The sequence below is a fragment of the Agromyces sp. NPDC058064 genome, from assembly GCF_042885275.1.
Taxonomy (GTDB): domain Bacteria; phylum Actinomycetota; class Actinomycetes; order Actinomycetales; family Microbacteriaceae; genus Agromyces.
This window is the reverse complement of sequence record NZ_JBHVSE010000003.1, coordinates 81,677-95,453: the sequence shown is the minus strand read 5'-3', so window position 1 is coordinate 95,453 and position 13,777 is coordinate 81,677. Positions and strand designations below refer to the sequence as shown.

Annotated in this window: 16 protein-coding genes; 6 read left to right on the top strand and 10 right to left on the bottom strand. The window is 72.3% G+C overall.

What is annotated here, in order from left to right; genetic code table 11:
* Positions 1–26: 26 nt before the first annotated feature.
* Positions 27–1,496 carry a DUF6421 family protein gene (locus ACFVSL_RS12135; protein ID WP_386941234.1) on the bottom strand — a complete coding sequence of 490 codons (1,470 nt, stop codon included), beginning with the start codon at positions 1,494–1,496 and terminating at the stop codon, positions 27–29.
* A gap of 365 nt (positions 1,497–1,861) precedes the next feature.
* Between ACFVSL_RS12135 and ACFVSL_RS12130 the strand changes: the two genes are divergently transcribed.
* Positions 1,862–2,386: a hypothetical protein gene (locus ACFVSL_RS12130; RefSeq protein WP_386941233.1), complete on the top strand. Its 525-nt coding sequence runs from the start codon at positions 1,862–1,864 to the stop codon at positions 2,384–2,386.
* 97 nt (positions 2,387–2,483) lie between these two features.
* On the opposite strand, the gene ACFVSL_RS12125 is transcribed toward ACFVSL_RS12130, so the two are convergent.
* On the bottom strand, positions 2,484–2,984 hold the full coding sequence (locus ACFVSL_RS12125; protein WP_386941232.1) for a GNAT family N-acetyltransferase: 501 nt from the start codon (positions 2,982–2,984) through the stop codon (positions 2,484–2,486).
* A gap of 95 nt (positions 2,985–3,079) precedes the next feature.
* Here ACFVSL_RS12125 and ACFVSL_RS12120 point away from each other — a divergent pair, with 95 nt between their 5' ends.
* On the top strand, positions 3,080–3,844 hold the full coding sequence (locus ACFVSL_RS12120) for a DNA alkylation repair protein (RefSeq protein WP_386941231.1): 765 nt from the start codon (positions 3,080–3,082) through the stop codon (positions 3,842–3,844).
* Here the strand turns inward: ACFVSL_RS12120 and ACFVSL_RS12115 are convergent.
* Both ACFVSL_RS12115 and ACFVSL_RS12110 read right to left on the bottom strand, forming a co-directional pair.
* Positions 3,826–4,527 (bottom strand): NAD(P)H-dependent oxidoreductase, encoded by a 702-nt coding sequence (locus ACFVSL_RS12115; RefSeq protein ID WP_386941230.1) that lies wholly within the window; start codon positions 4,525–4,527, stop codon positions 3,826–3,828. The two genes, ACFVSL_RS12120 and ACFVSL_RS12115, sit on opposite strands and share 19 nt — an antisense overlap.
* Entirely contained in the window at positions 4,527–5,963 is a 1,437-nt protein-coding gene (locus ACFVSL_RS12110) for a DHA2 family efflux MFS transporter permease subunit (RefSeq protein WP_386941229.1), read from the bottom strand. Before ACFVSL_RS12110 ends, ACFVSL_RS12115 begins: the two co-directional genes overlap by 1 nt.
* A 69-nt stretch (positions 5,964–6,032) precedes the next feature.
* Between ACFVSL_RS12110 and ACFVSL_RS12105 the strand changes: the two genes are divergently transcribed.
* Both ACFVSL_RS12105 and ACFVSL_RS12100 read left to right on the top strand, forming a co-directional pair.
* Positions 6,033–6,653 (top strand): TetR/AcrR family transcriptional regulator, encoded by a 621-nt coding sequence (locus tag ACFVSL_RS12105; RefSeq protein WP_386941228.1) that lies wholly within the window; start codon positions 6,033–6,035, stop codon positions 6,651–6,653.
* Between the two features lie 37 nt (positions 6,654–6,690).
* Entirely contained in the window at positions 6,691–7,530 is an 840-nt protein-coding gene (locus tag ACFVSL_RS12100) for an SDR family oxidoreductase (RefSeq protein WP_386941227.1), read from the top strand.
* On the opposite strand, the gene ACFVSL_RS12095 is transcribed toward ACFVSL_RS12100, so the two are convergent.
* The 6 genes from ACFVSL_RS12095 to ACFVSL_RS12070 form a co-directional block, all read right to left on the bottom strand.
* Entirely contained in the window at positions 7,494–7,637 is a 144-nt protein-coding gene (locus ACFVSL_RS12095; protein ID WP_386941226.1) for a hypothetical protein, read from the bottom strand. The two genes, ACFVSL_RS12100 and ACFVSL_RS12095, sit on opposite strands and share 37 nt — an antisense overlap.
* A gap of 76 nt (positions 7,638–7,713) precedes the next feature.
* Entirely contained in the window at positions 7,714–8,532 is an 819-nt protein-coding gene (locus tag ACFVSL_RS12090) for an alpha/beta fold hydrolase (RefSeq protein WP_386941225.1), read from the bottom strand.
* A gap of 90 nt (positions 8,533–8,622) precedes the next feature.
* Positions 8,623–9,123 carry a hypothetical protein gene (locus tag ACFVSL_RS12085; RefSeq protein WP_386941224.1) on the bottom strand — a complete coding sequence of 167 codons (501 nt, stop codon included), beginning with the start codon at positions 9,121–9,123 and terminating at the stop codon, positions 8,623–8,625.
* A gap of 5 nt (positions 9,124–9,128) precedes the next feature.
* On the bottom strand, positions 9,129–10,448 hold the full coding sequence (locus tag ACFVSL_RS12080; RefSeq protein ID WP_386941223.1) for a serine/threonine-protein kinase: 1,320 nt from the start codon (positions 10,446–10,448) through the stop codon (positions 9,129–9,131).
* A 58-nt stretch (positions 10,449–10,506) separates the two neighbouring features.
* Positions 10,507–11,346 (bottom strand): exodeoxyribonuclease III, encoded by an 840-nt coding sequence (locus tag ACFVSL_RS12075; protein ID WP_386941222.1) that lies wholly within the window; start codon positions 11,344–11,346, stop codon positions 10,507–10,509.
* 81 nt (positions 11,347–11,427) lie between these two features.
* Complete coding sequence (locus ACFVSL_RS12070) at positions 11,428–11,943, bottom strand: DUF6328 family protein (RefSeq protein ID WP_386941221.1); 516 nt, start codon at positions 11,941–11,943, stop codon at positions 11,428–11,430.
* A gap of 107 nt (positions 11,944–12,050) precedes the next feature.
* Here ACFVSL_RS12070 and cofE point away from each other — a divergent pair, with 107 nt between their 5' ends.
* Together cofE and ACFVSL_RS12060 are read left to right on the top strand one after the other, a co-directional pair.
* Positions 12,051–12,845 (top strand): coenzyme F420-0:L-glutamate ligase, encoded by a 795-nt coding sequence (cofE, locus tag ACFVSL_RS12065; protein WP_386941220.1) that lies wholly within the window; start codon positions 12,051–12,053, stop codon positions 12,843–12,845.
* A gap of 65 nt (positions 12,846–12,910) precedes the next feature.
* Positions 12,911–13,669 carry a GntR family transcriptional regulator gene (locus tag ACFVSL_RS12060; RefSeq protein WP_386941219.1) on the top strand — a complete coding sequence of 253 codons (759 nt, stop codon included), beginning with the start codon at positions 12,911–12,913 and terminating at the stop codon, positions 13,667–13,669.
* Positions 13,670–13,777 lie beyond the last annotated feature (108 nt).

Genomic DNA, 13,777 nt, shown 5'->3' with positions numbered 1-13,777 from the left:
CAGCGTACTTCTTCCGGAAAGGCGGGTCAGACCTCGGACTTGGCCGTGATGCCGACGGTCGACTCGATGACGGGCTTCATCTTCTTGTCGAGCGCCTCGAAGAACATCGAGAGCGGGAACTCGTCGTCCATCACGAGGTCGGTGTAGCCCTTGGGCGGGCCGGCGAGCACCTCGCGGGGCAGGCCCTCGGCCCAGACCGACGCGGGGTTCGGCGTGACGACCGACGAGACGAGCTCGTAGGCCTTGAGCCAGTGCACGGTCTTCGGGCGGTCGATCGACTCCCAGTAGAGCAGGTCGATGGCGTCGCCGAGCTCGACGACCGCGTCGGCCACCTTGTCCCAGTCGAAGCTGAGCTCGACGTCGCGCCACTCGAGCACGTGCTTCTTGTGGAGCCACGCGAAGAGCAGCTGACCGCCGAGGCCGTCGTAGTTGCGCACGCGCGAACCGGTGATCGAGAAGCGGAAGATGCGGTCGAAGATGACGGCGTACTGCACGAGCTTGCCGGTCGAGCGCATCTGCTCCTCGACCTCGGTGAGCTCCTCGCCCTTCGCGAGACGGGCGTCGAGCGCACGCTGGATCTTGACCGACTCGCGGAACGCGGTCAGGTCGCAGCGCAGCTCCTCCAGCGAGTAGAGGAAGAACGGCATGCGCTGCTTGATCATGAACGGGTCGAACGGCAGGTCGCCGCGCATGTGCGTGCGGTCGTGGATGATGTCCCACATGACGAAGGTGCGCTCGGTGAGCTCCTGGTCGGTGAGCATCTCGGCCGCGTCGGCGGGCAGCTCGAGCTTCGTGATGTCGCTCGCGGCGCGCACGACCTTGCGGTAGCGGGCGGCCTCGCGGTCCTGGAAGATGGCGCCCCACGTGAACGTCGGGATCTCGCGCATCGCGACCGTCTCGGGGAACAGCACGGCCGAGTTGGTGTCGTAGCCGGGCGTGAAGTCGACGAGGCGCAGGCTCACGAAGAGCTTGTTGCCGTAGTCGCCGGCCTCGAGGGCGGCGATGAACTCGGGCCAGATCGTCTCGACGACGAGCGCCTCGACGTGGCGGTCGAGCGAGCCGTTCTGCGTGTACATCGGGAACACGACGAGGTGGCGGATGCCGTCGATGCGGTGGCGCTGCGGCTGGAACTCGACGAGCGAGTCGAGGAAGTCGGGGACTTCGAGGCCCGCGGCCTGCCACTTGCGGAAGTCGGCCTGCAGGGCGGTGAGGTAGGCGGCCTCGTGCGGGAAGCGCGGCGCGAGGGCGGCGACCGATTCGACGATGGCGTCGACGAGGGCGGATGCCTCGCCCTTCGCATCGGACACCGCGTCGCCCTTCGCGGGGACCGAGCCGTCCTTCACCTGGAGCGACTGCAGCTTCGTCGCCGACTCCTTGAGGCGGAGCCAGGCGGGGTCGTTCTCGACGCCCTCGGCGAGGGCGATGTCGGCTGCGGTGACCGTGTCCTCGAGGACCTCGGGTTCTCCGACGATGGGGTCGATCGTGATGTTCGACATGTGAACCTCCGTTCCTCTGTGAGGGGTCAGTGCGGGCTCGCGGCCGTGCCGCGCGCGGCGGGAATCGCCGTACAGATCAAGGCTACGAGGCATCCGCTCGCGATTGATTGCACTGTCGCGCGGGAATCTTGCGTTCGGCTTCGAAACCGCGCCGCAGATCGCGCATGGTGCGCATTCCCCTGAATCGGCTGGAAGCCGAGACTACCTCAGCGTCTGCCCGGATGGCGCTCCACGCCAGCCCGGCCGCACGGCGAGGCGGGCACCGAGGAGAACACCGGTGCCGGTCCCGATGACGCGCACCCTCGGCCGAACCTAACTTGAGGATTGTTCAAATCCCCAGAACCCCACATGAACAGGAGAGGGCCATGAACACCAACAGGACCGGCGCCGCAGTGATCGGTGCCGTCGTACTCCTCGTCACGATCAGCGGCTGCGCCGGTGTGCAGTCCCAGCTCGAAGGCGGAGCCGGATCGGCGGCCGTGACCTCGCTGCAGTCGCAGCAGGACTCGGCTCGCAAGGAGGCCGCGCTGGAACGCAGCCGGGCTCACTCGCCGGAGTTCTCGCCGCAGGGCACCACCCTGCAGGAGATCCTCCGCGAGGCCGAGCGCACCGAGCGCGTCGAGTCGGCCGCACGCTCTGCGAAGGTGCAGGAGCAGCTGCGAACCGTCAAGCAGGCCGAGCAGGCGGCGCAGAAGGCCGCCCGTTCGAACTCGATGCAGGTCCAGGAGACCGTGCGAGCGACCAAGCAGGCCGAGTCCGTCGACCCGTCGGCGGCCGAGGTCCAGGGTCAGCGCCTCGCCGAGTACGCCGAGCAGTTCAGTCAGTCGCAGGACGACGGCGACCCCACGCCGACGCCCGAGCCCCGGCCGATCTCACCGCGCAACCGATGATCACCACGCGAGAGCGGGGTACGCCGAACGGCGGCCCCGCTCTCGATTCGCGTGCGCCCGGGGAGACGCGCACCCCGGCGTCGTCGGGGCCCGGGGCTCAGATGGACTTCGCCATGTGCAGCGACGCCGCCTCGAAGCCGAGGCTCTCGTAGAGCTCGATCGCCGGCACGTTGAAGGCGAACACGTTGAGGCCGAGCGTCGGCGAGCCGTGTTCGCGCGCGACCTGTTCGGCATGCTGCATCGCGGCGCGCCCGAGCCCGCGCCGGCGGAACGGCTCGCGGACGTGCACGTCCCACACCCACCACGCGTCGCCGCCCTCGGCCCAGGGGCCGAGCCACAGCCAGCCCGCGTCCTCGCCGTCGACGACGATCGCGAGCAGCACGTGCTCGGGGTGCAGCACGCCGTCGGTGAAGAAGCGGTCGCGGGAGGCCTCCACCGCGGCCTCGGCCTGCTCGGGGGTGTCGCCGGCGCGCAGTCTCGACGCCCGGTAGTACGCCATCGACTCGGGCAGCCACATCAGGAGGTCGTCGCCGGTGATCGGCACGAAGGCGAGCTCGCCCGTCGGTCGGGCCTCGGCGGTCGCGGTGTCGTCGGTCATCACCCCATGTTGGCGGATGTCCCGCGCCGACGCACGGGCGGATCCCGATCCCGTCCCCCCGACCGCAGCGGACGCCGCCCGGTAGTGTCACCGCCATGGGCGACACCGAGCTGCACGCCGCCGCCGACGTGCGGGCCGCGCTCGCCGCGGCGGCGGATCCCGCACGCGCCGCCGGCGCCGCCGCGTTCTTCAAGACTGGGCCGGGCGGCTACGCCGAGCGCGACGTCTTCATCGGGGTCGCGGTGCCGGCGACCCGGTCGATCGTGCGGCGCTCGCTCTCGCTGCCGGCGGGCGACGTCGCCGAGCTCGTCGCCAGCCCGATCCACGAGGAGCGGCTCGCGGGGCTGCTCGTCATGGTCGAGCGCTTCCGCCGTGCCGGTCGTGCGCGAACCCGTGACGATGCCGCGCGGGCGGCCGAGCACGAGCGGTACCTCGACGCCGTGCGCACCGGCCGCGTCGACAACTGGGACCTCGTCGACGCGACCGCCGAGGTCCTGCTCGGCGAGGTGGCCTTCCCGTCGGCCCCCGTCGACGAGGTCGAACCGGCGATCGTCGCGGGGCTCGTGGCATCCGACTCGCTGTGGTCGCGTCGCGTCGCGGTCATCTCGACCTTCGCCGCGATCAAGGCGGGCGATCCGCGCCCGACGCTCGCGGTCGCCGAGCGCCTGCTCGACGACCCCGAGCCGCTGCTGCACAAGGCCGTCGGCTGGATGCTGCGCGAGGTCGGCAAGCGCGTCGATCGGGGCGCCCTCACGGGGTTCCTCGACGAGCACGCGGCGCGCATGCCGCGCACGATGCTGAGCTACGCCACCGAGCACCTCGACCCGGCCGAGCGGGCGCGCTACCGTGCGATGCGCTGAGCCGGCCCCCGTGCCGCCGCGGGCGCCCCCGTGCGCGTCGCCCGACGTCGCCGGATGCGAGGGAGCCGCGAGGCGTCCCGCTCGCCGAGCCGCTGCGCCGCGGCGAGCCAGCCGACCCTCCGCTCCTCGGTCGAGAACCGCACCGGGGTGAACCGCGAGATGCCGATCGTGCGGATCCCGCAGTAGGCGAGCGTCGCCTGCGCGAGCGAGGTCTCGGCGGCGTTGCGGTACACGAAGCGGTTCCACGCGAGCGGCGAGTCCATCGTCATCACGATGCGCGCCGTGCGACCGCCGAGCAGGCGCGTCGAGACGTGACCCCGACCGTAGGCGAACGCCGTGCCCGACAGCATCACCCGGTCGAGGAACGCCTTCAGCACGGCGGGGTAGGTGCCCCACCACTGGGGGAAGAGGAACACGAGGTGCTCGGCCCACGCGACGTCGTCGACGAATCCGCGGACGGCCGGCTCGAGATGCCCCGTCTCGCCGCCGGGCGCCCGCAGCATGTCGCGACCGCCGGGGACCAGGGCGAACTCGCGCTCGGCGAGGTCGATGACCCGCACCTCGGGTGCGGCGCCCGCCGAGCGGACGCCGGCCGAGCGTGCGCCCGCGACGTACCGCTCGGCGAGGGCGTGCGTGAAGCTGCCGCGGTGGGGATGGCCGATGATCACGAGGGTCCTCGCCATCAGTGGGCCGCCGCCTCCTGGGAACGACCAGCCGGCAGCAGCAGCGCGACGAGCGCCGAGCCGAACAGCACGGCCGCGCCCACGAGCACCGCGGGCTGCGCGCCCTCGACGTAGCCCGTCGGGGTGAGGGTGCCGCCCGCGCCGGTGAAGACGGCGGTCGACACGGCGATGCCGAGCGCGACGCCGACCTCGCGCAGCATCGAGTTCGTGCCGCTCGCCTTGGCATGGTCGTCGGGCGCCATGCGGGCGAGCACCGCGGTCGACGACGGCGCGAACACGAGCCCCATGCCGACGCCCGCGAGGATGAACGGGGCCAGGTAGGCCGAGTACTCCGTGCCGGCATCGAGCAGGGGCGTGAGCCAGGCGAGGGCGGCGCCGAGCGCGAGGAGCCCGGTGACGATGAGCGCCCGCGTGCCGACCCGCGGCGCGATGATGCCGGCGAGCGGCGCCACGATCATCGGGGCGAGCGTCCACGGCGAGGTCTGCACCGCGGCCTCGAGCGGCGACGCCCCCTGCACGAGCTGCAGGAACTGGATCAGGATGAAGATCGAGCCGAACGCGCCGAAGCTGAACCCGAAGCCGACGACGTTCGCGACGCTGAAGCTGCGATCGCGGAAGAGCCGGAGCGGCAGCAGCGGCGCACTCGTGCGCGACTCCCAGGCGACGAACGCGATCAGGAGCACGCCGCCGCCGATGAGCCCGGCGAGCACCTCGGTGCTCGCCCAGCCGGCGTCGTTGCCGCGAACGATTCCGTAGACGAGGCCGAGCAGGCCGAGCCCCGAGAGCAGCAGTCCGATCACGTCGGCGCGGAGGCGCGCACCGAAGCCGTTGCGGAGGACGGCGAGCGCGAGCGCGATCGACGCGAGCCCCACCGGGATGTTGATCCAGAAGATCGCCTGCCAGGCCCAGCCCTCGATGACCGCGCCTCCGACGAGCGGGCCCGTCGCGACGCCGAGCCCGGCGACGCCGCCCCAGATGCCGATCGCGAGCGGCCGTCGCGCGAGGGGCACGGCGCCCGCGAGGAGGGTGAGCGAGAGCGGCATGATCGCGGCGGCGCCGAAGCCCTGGGCCGCCCGCGCCGCGATCAGCTGGCCGGGATCGCTCGCGAGTGCGGCGAGGGCCGAGCTCGCGGTGAACACGGCGATGCCGACGAGGAACACGGTGCGCCGGCCGAAGCGGTCGCCGAGGGCGACCGCCATGAGGATCGTGCTCGCGAAGGCGAGCGTGTACGCGTTCATGAACCACTGCAGCTCTTCGACGGATGCCCCGAACTCCGTGTGCAGCACGGGCAGCGCGTTCGTCATGACGAGGTTGTCGAGGGTCGCCATGAACATCGGCAGCGCGGTCGCGAGGAGCACGAGCCAGAGCGGTGGGGTGCGGCGGGGTCGGCGCGCGGTGGTGGCCGGAGTGCCCGAAGCGGCGAGTGTGGACGACATGGCGATCTCCATAAGTTGTAATCGGATGATTACTTCGTAAGTTAGTTATCCGCTGATAACATGTCAAGCATGTCGTCCGAAGAGATCACCGCACCGGCGACGGCGACCCGGATGAAGGCCGCCGACCGCCGCGAGCTCATCCTCGCCGCGGCGACGGCCGTGTTCGGGGCGAAGAGCTACGTCGGCACCACGACCGACGAGGTCGCGCGCGCCGCGGGCGTCAGCCAGCCCTACGTCGTGCGCCTCTTCGGCACGAAGGAGAAGCTCTTCATCGCGGTCATCCAGCGCGCCTACGCGCGGCTGATCGACGAGTTCCGGCGCGCGATGCCCGGCCCCGACGAGACCCGGGTCGACCGGATGGGCGCGGCGTACACCGGGCTGCTCGCCGAACGCGGCATGCTGCCCGTCATCGCCCACTCGACCGCGCTCGGCGGAGAACCCGAGATCGGGCGGGTCGCGCGCGGGGGCTTCAGCGAGATCTGGCGCTTCCTCCGCGAGGAGGCGGGCTTCACGCCCGAAGCCGCCCGCGAGTTCGTCGCGACCGGCATGCTCATCAACGCCGTGGTCGGGCTGCGCCTCACCGGCGAGTACGGCGACGAGGTGTCGGCGACCGAGGTCCTCGACTCCTGCTTCCCCGGTGCCGTCGACCAGGTGCGCACGCTCCTGCCCGGCGCCGACGAACCCTGGTGAGGCATCCGGGCCCCGCCCGGTGGGCGAGGATTGGACGATGACGAGAACGGTGCGCGGCGCGAGGGTGCTCATCACGGGAGCCGCCGGCGGCCTGGGGCGCTGCTTCGCCGAGCGGGCGGTCGCCGAGGGCGCCGCCTCGGTCATCCTCTGGGACGTCGACGCGGCCGCGCTCGCCCGCGCGGTCGACGAGCTGGGCGCCGTCTCGCGTGGCCGCACGAGGGTGCAGTCGTTCGTGGTCGACGTCGGCGACCTCGGCGCGATCGCGAAGACGGCGCAGCGGGTGCGCCGCGAGCTCGGCAACCCCGACGTCCTGATCAACAACGCGGGCATCGTCCGCGGCAACGGCTACTTCTGGCAGTCCGACAACGGCGAGGACACCCGCCCGACGATGCAGGTCAACGCGCTCGCACCGATGTACGTCACGCGCGAGTTCCTCCCCGGCATGATCTCCAACGCGTTCCGCCCCGCCCGCATCGTCAACCTCGCCTCGGCCGCCGGCACGATCGGCAATCCGCGCATGGCCGTGTACGCGGCATCCAAGGGGGCGCTCATCGCCTGGAGCGACTCGCTGCGCCTCGAGCTCGAACAGGCCGATCACCGGAACGTCGCGGTCACCACCGTCACGCCGAGCTACATCGCGACCGGCATGTTCGCGGGCGCGCGCGGGCCGGCGCTGGCTCCCGTGCTCGAGCCCGGGTACGTCGTCGACCGCGTCTGGGGGGCGATGCTCGCCGGCCGCCCGCTCCTCGAGCTGCCGGGCAGCGTGCGGTTCTCGCGCGTGCTGCGCGCCCTGCTGCCGACGCGCGCGTTCGACCGCGTCGTCGGCGACGGCTTCGGCGTCTACCGCTCGATGGAGCGGTTCACCGGGCGGCGCTGAACCCGGACGGGCTGCAGCGCACGGCGGCGCTGCGCCAGCAGGCCGAGCACGATCGGGACGACGAGGCCCGCGAGGCAGAGCGCCGAGAGCCAGAGTTCCGTGGTCATGCGACGACCGTAGCGCCGAAGCCTGAACGCGCGCCCCGAAGCCGCCGACAGGATGCCCCGGGGTCGGCGACCCGGCTCAGAGCCCGTGTTCGGCGAGCCAGTCGCGCAGCAGCCGCGAGAACTCGCCGGGTCGCTCGACGCTCGGCAGGTGCGCCGTGCCGGCCAGCCGGTGCGCGGTCGCCGCGGGCAGCGATGCCGCGAGCGTCTCGAACTGGACGAGGAAGGGCGCCAGGTCGTGTTCGCCGACCAGCACGAGCGCGGGCGCCCCGATCTCGCCGAGCCGGCCGGCGGCCGCGGGCTCGAGCGGCCGCATGTCGCCGTCGTCGAGGGCGTGCGCGATGTTGGGCAGCGCGAGTTCGCGGGCTCGGGCGAGGAAGGCCGGATCGATCGCTTCGGCGTCGCGCCCCGAACCGATCGCGAAGAGCTCGGTCTCGAGCCGCAGCATCCGCGCCGCATCGACGGCGGGATCGACCGACTCGACCTCGTCGAACCGCGCCTGCGTCGCAGCGTCGAGCGGCACCTCGGGGTGGCCGCCGACGCGTGCGGACACGGTGACGAGCCCCGCGACGCGGTCGGGCGCGTGGAGTGCGACGTCGATCGCGATCGCACCTCCGCGGCTCGCCCCGATCACGGTGGCGCGTGCGACGCCGAGGTGGTCGAGCAGCGAGATCGCGTCGCGGTGGTTCCAGAACGGCGCGGCCTCGTCGTGCCGGGTGCCGCCGAAGGCGCGCGGGTCGAAGCGCACGACGAGGTGGTCGGCGGAGAGCGTCTCGGCCTGCTCGTCCCACATGCGGAGGGTGGCGATGCCGGCGGGGATCAGCAGCAGGGCGGGCGCGGAGGCGGGGCCGGAGGTCTCGTAGTAGAGCTCAGCTCCGGGCAGGTCGAGGTGGGGCACGTCACGAGACTACGACCCCGGCGTCCGCGGATGATGCGGAGTCCTGGCGCCTTGGCGTCCGCGCGGGGTGCTTCTGCGGGCGGCGCCGGCTCAGTCCTCGTCCTCGCCGTTGTTGCCGTTGCCCTTGCCGTTGTTGCCGTTGTTGCCGTCGTTGCGGTTGTCGCCGCTATTGCCCGGGCCGCTGTTGTCGTCGCCGTCGCCGTCGCCGTCGCCGTCGTCACCGTCGGCGGGTGCCTGCGTCGGACTCGGCGTCGGCGTCGGGTTCGCCCGCGCATCGGCGGCCTGGAGGTCGGTGCGCACGAGCTCGATGGCCGTGCGGATCTCGGTCGCCTGAGCGGCGGGGACCTCGCCGGCGGCGACGGCGTCGTCGACATCGCGTTCGAGGAGGAGGAGCGCGGCGAGGGCCCCAGCGAAGTCCTCGTCGGCGGAGCGCTCGGCGACGCGCACGACCGACGCGTGCAACGCCTCGGCGGTGTCCGCGCCCGCGTCGGTCGCGCAGCCGGCGAGCCCGAGGCCGGCGCCGAGCGCGAGGACCGCGGCGAGTGCCGCGGTGCGAAGGCGGCGCCGCATCAGGTGGCGCTGTGCGGGCACGTCGGTCATCCTCGCACCGCCTCGTCGAGTTGCTGCAGGTGCTCGCCGAGCGGGTCGAGCTCGGCGGGGATCGAGGGCAGCGGGGCGAGCTCCGATCCGCCGCCGGCGTTCATCGCGGTCACGACGGCGTACACCGCCAGGACGGCGGCGACCGCGACGATCACGAGCAGCACGATGCGCATCGGGCGTCGGCGGGGAGTCCTGGCGCGTGCGCGCCGACCCGACGGCGCGGCGCGGACCGGCGACGGCACGACCGCCGAGGGGTGGGCATCGCGCTCGTCGGCCGGTGCTCCATCGACGGGGAGAACCCGGGTGGGCGCGGTGGGCTCGCGATCGGGCAGCACGGCGAACGGGGCGGTCGCTCCGAGCGCGGCCGTCGAGTCGCCCGGGGGAGCCGTCGGCGGTGCGGGGTCGTCTACCGGGACGAGCGGCGTCGCCACCGAGGCCGAGGCCGGCGACGCACCCCCGGGTGCCGTCGTCGCGAGCGCTGCGGCGGCGACCGCGACCTCGAGCGCCGTCGGCCGTGCACCGGGCTCCCGCGCCGTCATCCGGGTGAGCAGCTCGACCCAGGCCGGACCGAGCTCGTCGGGGATCTCGGGGTCGTTCACCAGTCGCGCGCTCGCCGCCTCGACGGCGGGGCCCGGGAACGCTCGACGCCCCGTGCGCGCCTCGAGCACCAGCAGGCCGAGCGAGTAGACGTCGGCCGCGCTGCCGGGCGCGACGCCGCTCACCTGCTCGGGGCTGAGGTAGCCCGGAGTGCCGACGAGCAGCCCGGTCCGGGTGATCCTGGCGTCGTCGATCAGCCGCGCGATGCCGAAGTCGGCGAGCTTCGCGTTCCAGCGCCGGCTCGGCAGGTGCGCGGGCTCGAGCAGCACGTTCGCCGGCTTCACGTCGCGGTGCACGATGCCGCGGGAGTGGATGACGTGGAGCGCCTCGCCGAGATCGGCGAGCAGCCCGGCCGCGTCGGCGGCGTCGAGCGGACCGTGCTGCAGCGCGACACGGAGGTCGTGCCCCTCGACGAGTTCCATCACGAGGTACTCGCGGTCGCTGTCGACATCGCGCGCGGCGTCGTAGAGGCGCACGAGCGCCCGGTGCTCGACGCTCGCGAGCAGCGCGATCTCGGAGGCGCGCCGGCCCGCGTCGTCGATGCCCTCGGCGGCCTCGCTGAACACCTTCACCGCGACCGGCCGGCCGAGCGACTCGTCGAAGCCGCGATACACGCTCGCCATGCCGCCGCGCCCGATGAGCGCATCGAGTCGGTAGCGCCCGCCGAGCGTCCGACCGGTGGTCGGCTCGGTGCGATCTCGATCGGAGATGCTCGTCACCCCTCAGAGGGTAGTCCGCCGGGCTGGGATCGAGCCGGGGGTTGCGTCGACGCCCGATTCAGAAGATCATCGGGCGGTCGTCGTCGTCATCGCCGACTGCGAGCTCGACGAGCACGGGCACGTGGTCGCTCGGGGCGTCGCCCTTGCGCTCGTCGCGGTGGATCGACGCCGAGGTGACCGCCTCGGCGAACGCGGCCGACCCGAGGATGAAGTCGATGCGCATGCCCTCGTTGTGCGGGAAGCGGAGCTGCTTGTAGTCCCAGTAGGTGTAGAGCCCCTCGGGCACGCGGGCTCGCACGACGTCGGTGACGCCCGCGTTCTCGAGCGCGAAGAACGCGGCGCGCTCCTCGGGGGAGACGTGCGTCGTCTGCCCGACGACCACGGTCGGGTCGCCGTTGTCGATGTCGAGCGGGGCGACGTTGAAGTCGCCCATGAGCGCGAACGGGCGCTCGGGGTGCGCCGTCGTCTCGGCGCGGGCGTAGTCGGTGAGCGCGGCGTACCAGTCGAGCTTGTAGTGCAGGTGCGGGTCGCCGAGGGAACGTCCGTTCGGCACGTACAGGCTCCACACCCGCACGCCGTCGACGGTCGCGCCGATCGCGCGGGCCTCCTTGGGGAGATCGGGGCCGTCATGGCCCTTCAGGAACCCCGGCATGTTCGGGAACTCGGTCTCGACCTCGGTGATCGGCGCCCGGCTCGCGATCGCGACGCCGTTCCACTGGTTCAGCCCGTGGATCGCGAGCTCGTAGCCGGCCTCCTCGAAGGCCTCGTGCGGGAACTGCTCTGGCTTGCACTTGATCTCCTGCATGGCCAGCACGTCGACGTCTTCGCGCACCATCCAGTCGACGACGCGGCCGACGCGGGTGCGGATCGAGTTGACGTTCCAGGTGGCGATGCGCATGGGATCCAGCGTAGGTCAGGCGGGCGACACCCCGAGCACGGCGGCGGATGCCCCGTGGTCGGCCGCGAGGCATCCGCCCGATCAGCGGTTGCGTCGCGCGATCGCCGGCACGACGACCCACACGGCGAGGACGACGGCGAGGGCGACCCCGAGTGCGATGTAGCCGGCCGTGCGGCCGACGGCGACGTCGAAGATGAGGCTCGTCACCCCGGCCGCGAGCAGGGAGACGACCACCAGGAGTCCGAACAGCATGCGGTTCGCGATGTGCACGAGGCGGTCCTTCTGCTGCCGCCCGAACAACTGCCGGTGCAGGATGACGGGGGCGAAGCCCAGCACGGTCGCGAGGCCCGCGAGCGACACGAGCACGAGGTAGAGGCCCAGCTCGTAGGCGTCGAGCTCGGTGAAACGAGGCTGGAACGCCGCGGCGAGCAGGAACCCGGTGATGATCTGCGTGCCGGTCTGCACCGCGCGGAGCTCCTGCAGGATGTCGCCCCAGTTGCGGTCGAGGCGTTCGGTGCGGGTCTCGTCGCGACCGTCCCTCCGGTCGTCGGCATCGGCGTCGGCCGGCATGTCCTGCGGGGCTGGGTCGGTGGCCATACGCGATCGTACCGCCGCGCCCTGCGCCGCCCCGGGGGCTTGCGCACCCGCCGCGCACCCGTCGTAGCTGCCAGAATGGAGCCCGTCGTGTTCAACAGGGGAGCATCATGGCCGCAGGATTCAGTGTCGCAGGCGTCGAGGGCCTGCCCGAGATCTCGACCGGCGACGATCTCGCCGCGATCATCGCGGGCGCCGCGGAGTTCGTCGACGGCGACATCCTCGTCGTGACCTCGAAGATCGTCTCGAAGGCCGAGGGGCGCGTGGTCCGGGCATCCGACCGCGAGGACGCGATCACCGCCGAGACGGTGCGCGTCATCGCGACGCGCGAGTACGAGGGCGGCGTCACGCGCATCGTCGAGAACCGGCAGGGCATCGTCGGCGCCGCCGCCGGGGTGGATGCCTCGAACGCACCCGAGGGCACCGTGCTCCTGCTGCCGGTCGACCCCGATGCCTCGGCGCGCGACCTCGCGACCGGGCTCCGCGCCCTGACGGGCGTGCGGGTCGGCGTCATCCTCTCCGACACGCTCGGCCGCCCGTGGCGCGAGGGGCAGACCGACATCGCGATCGGCGCGGCCGGCGTGCACGTCTTCGACGACCTCCGCGGCGGGGTGGATGCCTCGGGCAAGCCCCTCTCGGTGACGATGCCGTGCGTGGCCGACGAGATCGCCGGGGCGGGCGAGCTCGTGAAGGGCAAGTCGTCGGGCGTGCCGCTCGCGATCGTGCGTGGGCTCGGCCGCTACGTCGGCGACCTCGACCTGCCGGGCGCGCGATCGATCCAGCGACCGAGCGAGCGCGACCTGTTCCGCCAGGGCGCCGACGAGGCCTACGATGACGGCTATCGCGCCGGGTTCGACGAGGCGCAGGCCGAGGGGCCGCTGCGGGAGACCAGCGACTTCGAGTAGCCCGCTCCGATTTTTGGATCCAGAATGCGTGCCCCGAGCGGGGTTTGCCGGTACATTCGGGTGCCATGAGCGAACAGATCGCCGAGGGCGCGCGCCGCGCATCCGTCGGGTCAGGGTTGAACTCCGACGCGCTGCAGCAGCTGGCGGGCAAGCACCAGACCGGGTACCGCTCGGTCGGCGTGATGGTCTACGACATCCTGAAGGACGCCATCCTCACCGGCACGCTGCCGCCCGGGCAGAAGCTGCGCCAGGAGACCCTGGCCGAGTCGATCGGCGTCTCGCGACTGCCGGTGCGTTCCGCCCTCATCCAGCTCGAGGCCGACGGGCTCGTCGAGTTCCACGAGCGTCGCGGTGCCGTCGTCAAGTCGCTCTCGGCCGACCAGGCCCGCGAGGTCTACGACATCCGCACGCTGCTCGAGGTCGAGGCGCTGCGCCTCTCGATGGCCGAGATGACCGCCGAGCGCGTCGCCCGGCTGCGCGAACTGGGTCGCACGGCCGACGCCGAGGAGGAGGGCGCCGACTTCGTCGACGCCCGCACCGAGTTCTACGCCGAGCTCTACGGCGCCGCGCACCGTCCCGTGCTGTGGGAGATGATCGAGCAGTTGCGGCTCAAGGTCGGCCGCTACGTGCTCGGCTGGCGTCTCGTGGACGGGGCCGAGCACGGTCACTCCCACGAGCAGCTCGTCTCCGCCGTCGAGGGCGGCGACGTCGAGCACGCCACCGGCGTGCTGCGGTCGCACCTCGAGCGGGTGCGCGACGGGGTGCTCGAGCTGCTCGTCGAGGCGGAGGCGGCCGCGTCGGCAGGGTCGACGTCGCGCGGCTGACGCGCGAGGCATCCGCGCGGATCACCGGAGCACTGCTGCCTGCTTGCGTTTTGGATCCAGTATCCGAAATAATGTGAAGGCGGCGCCGCGGCTCGATTCCGTCGAGGT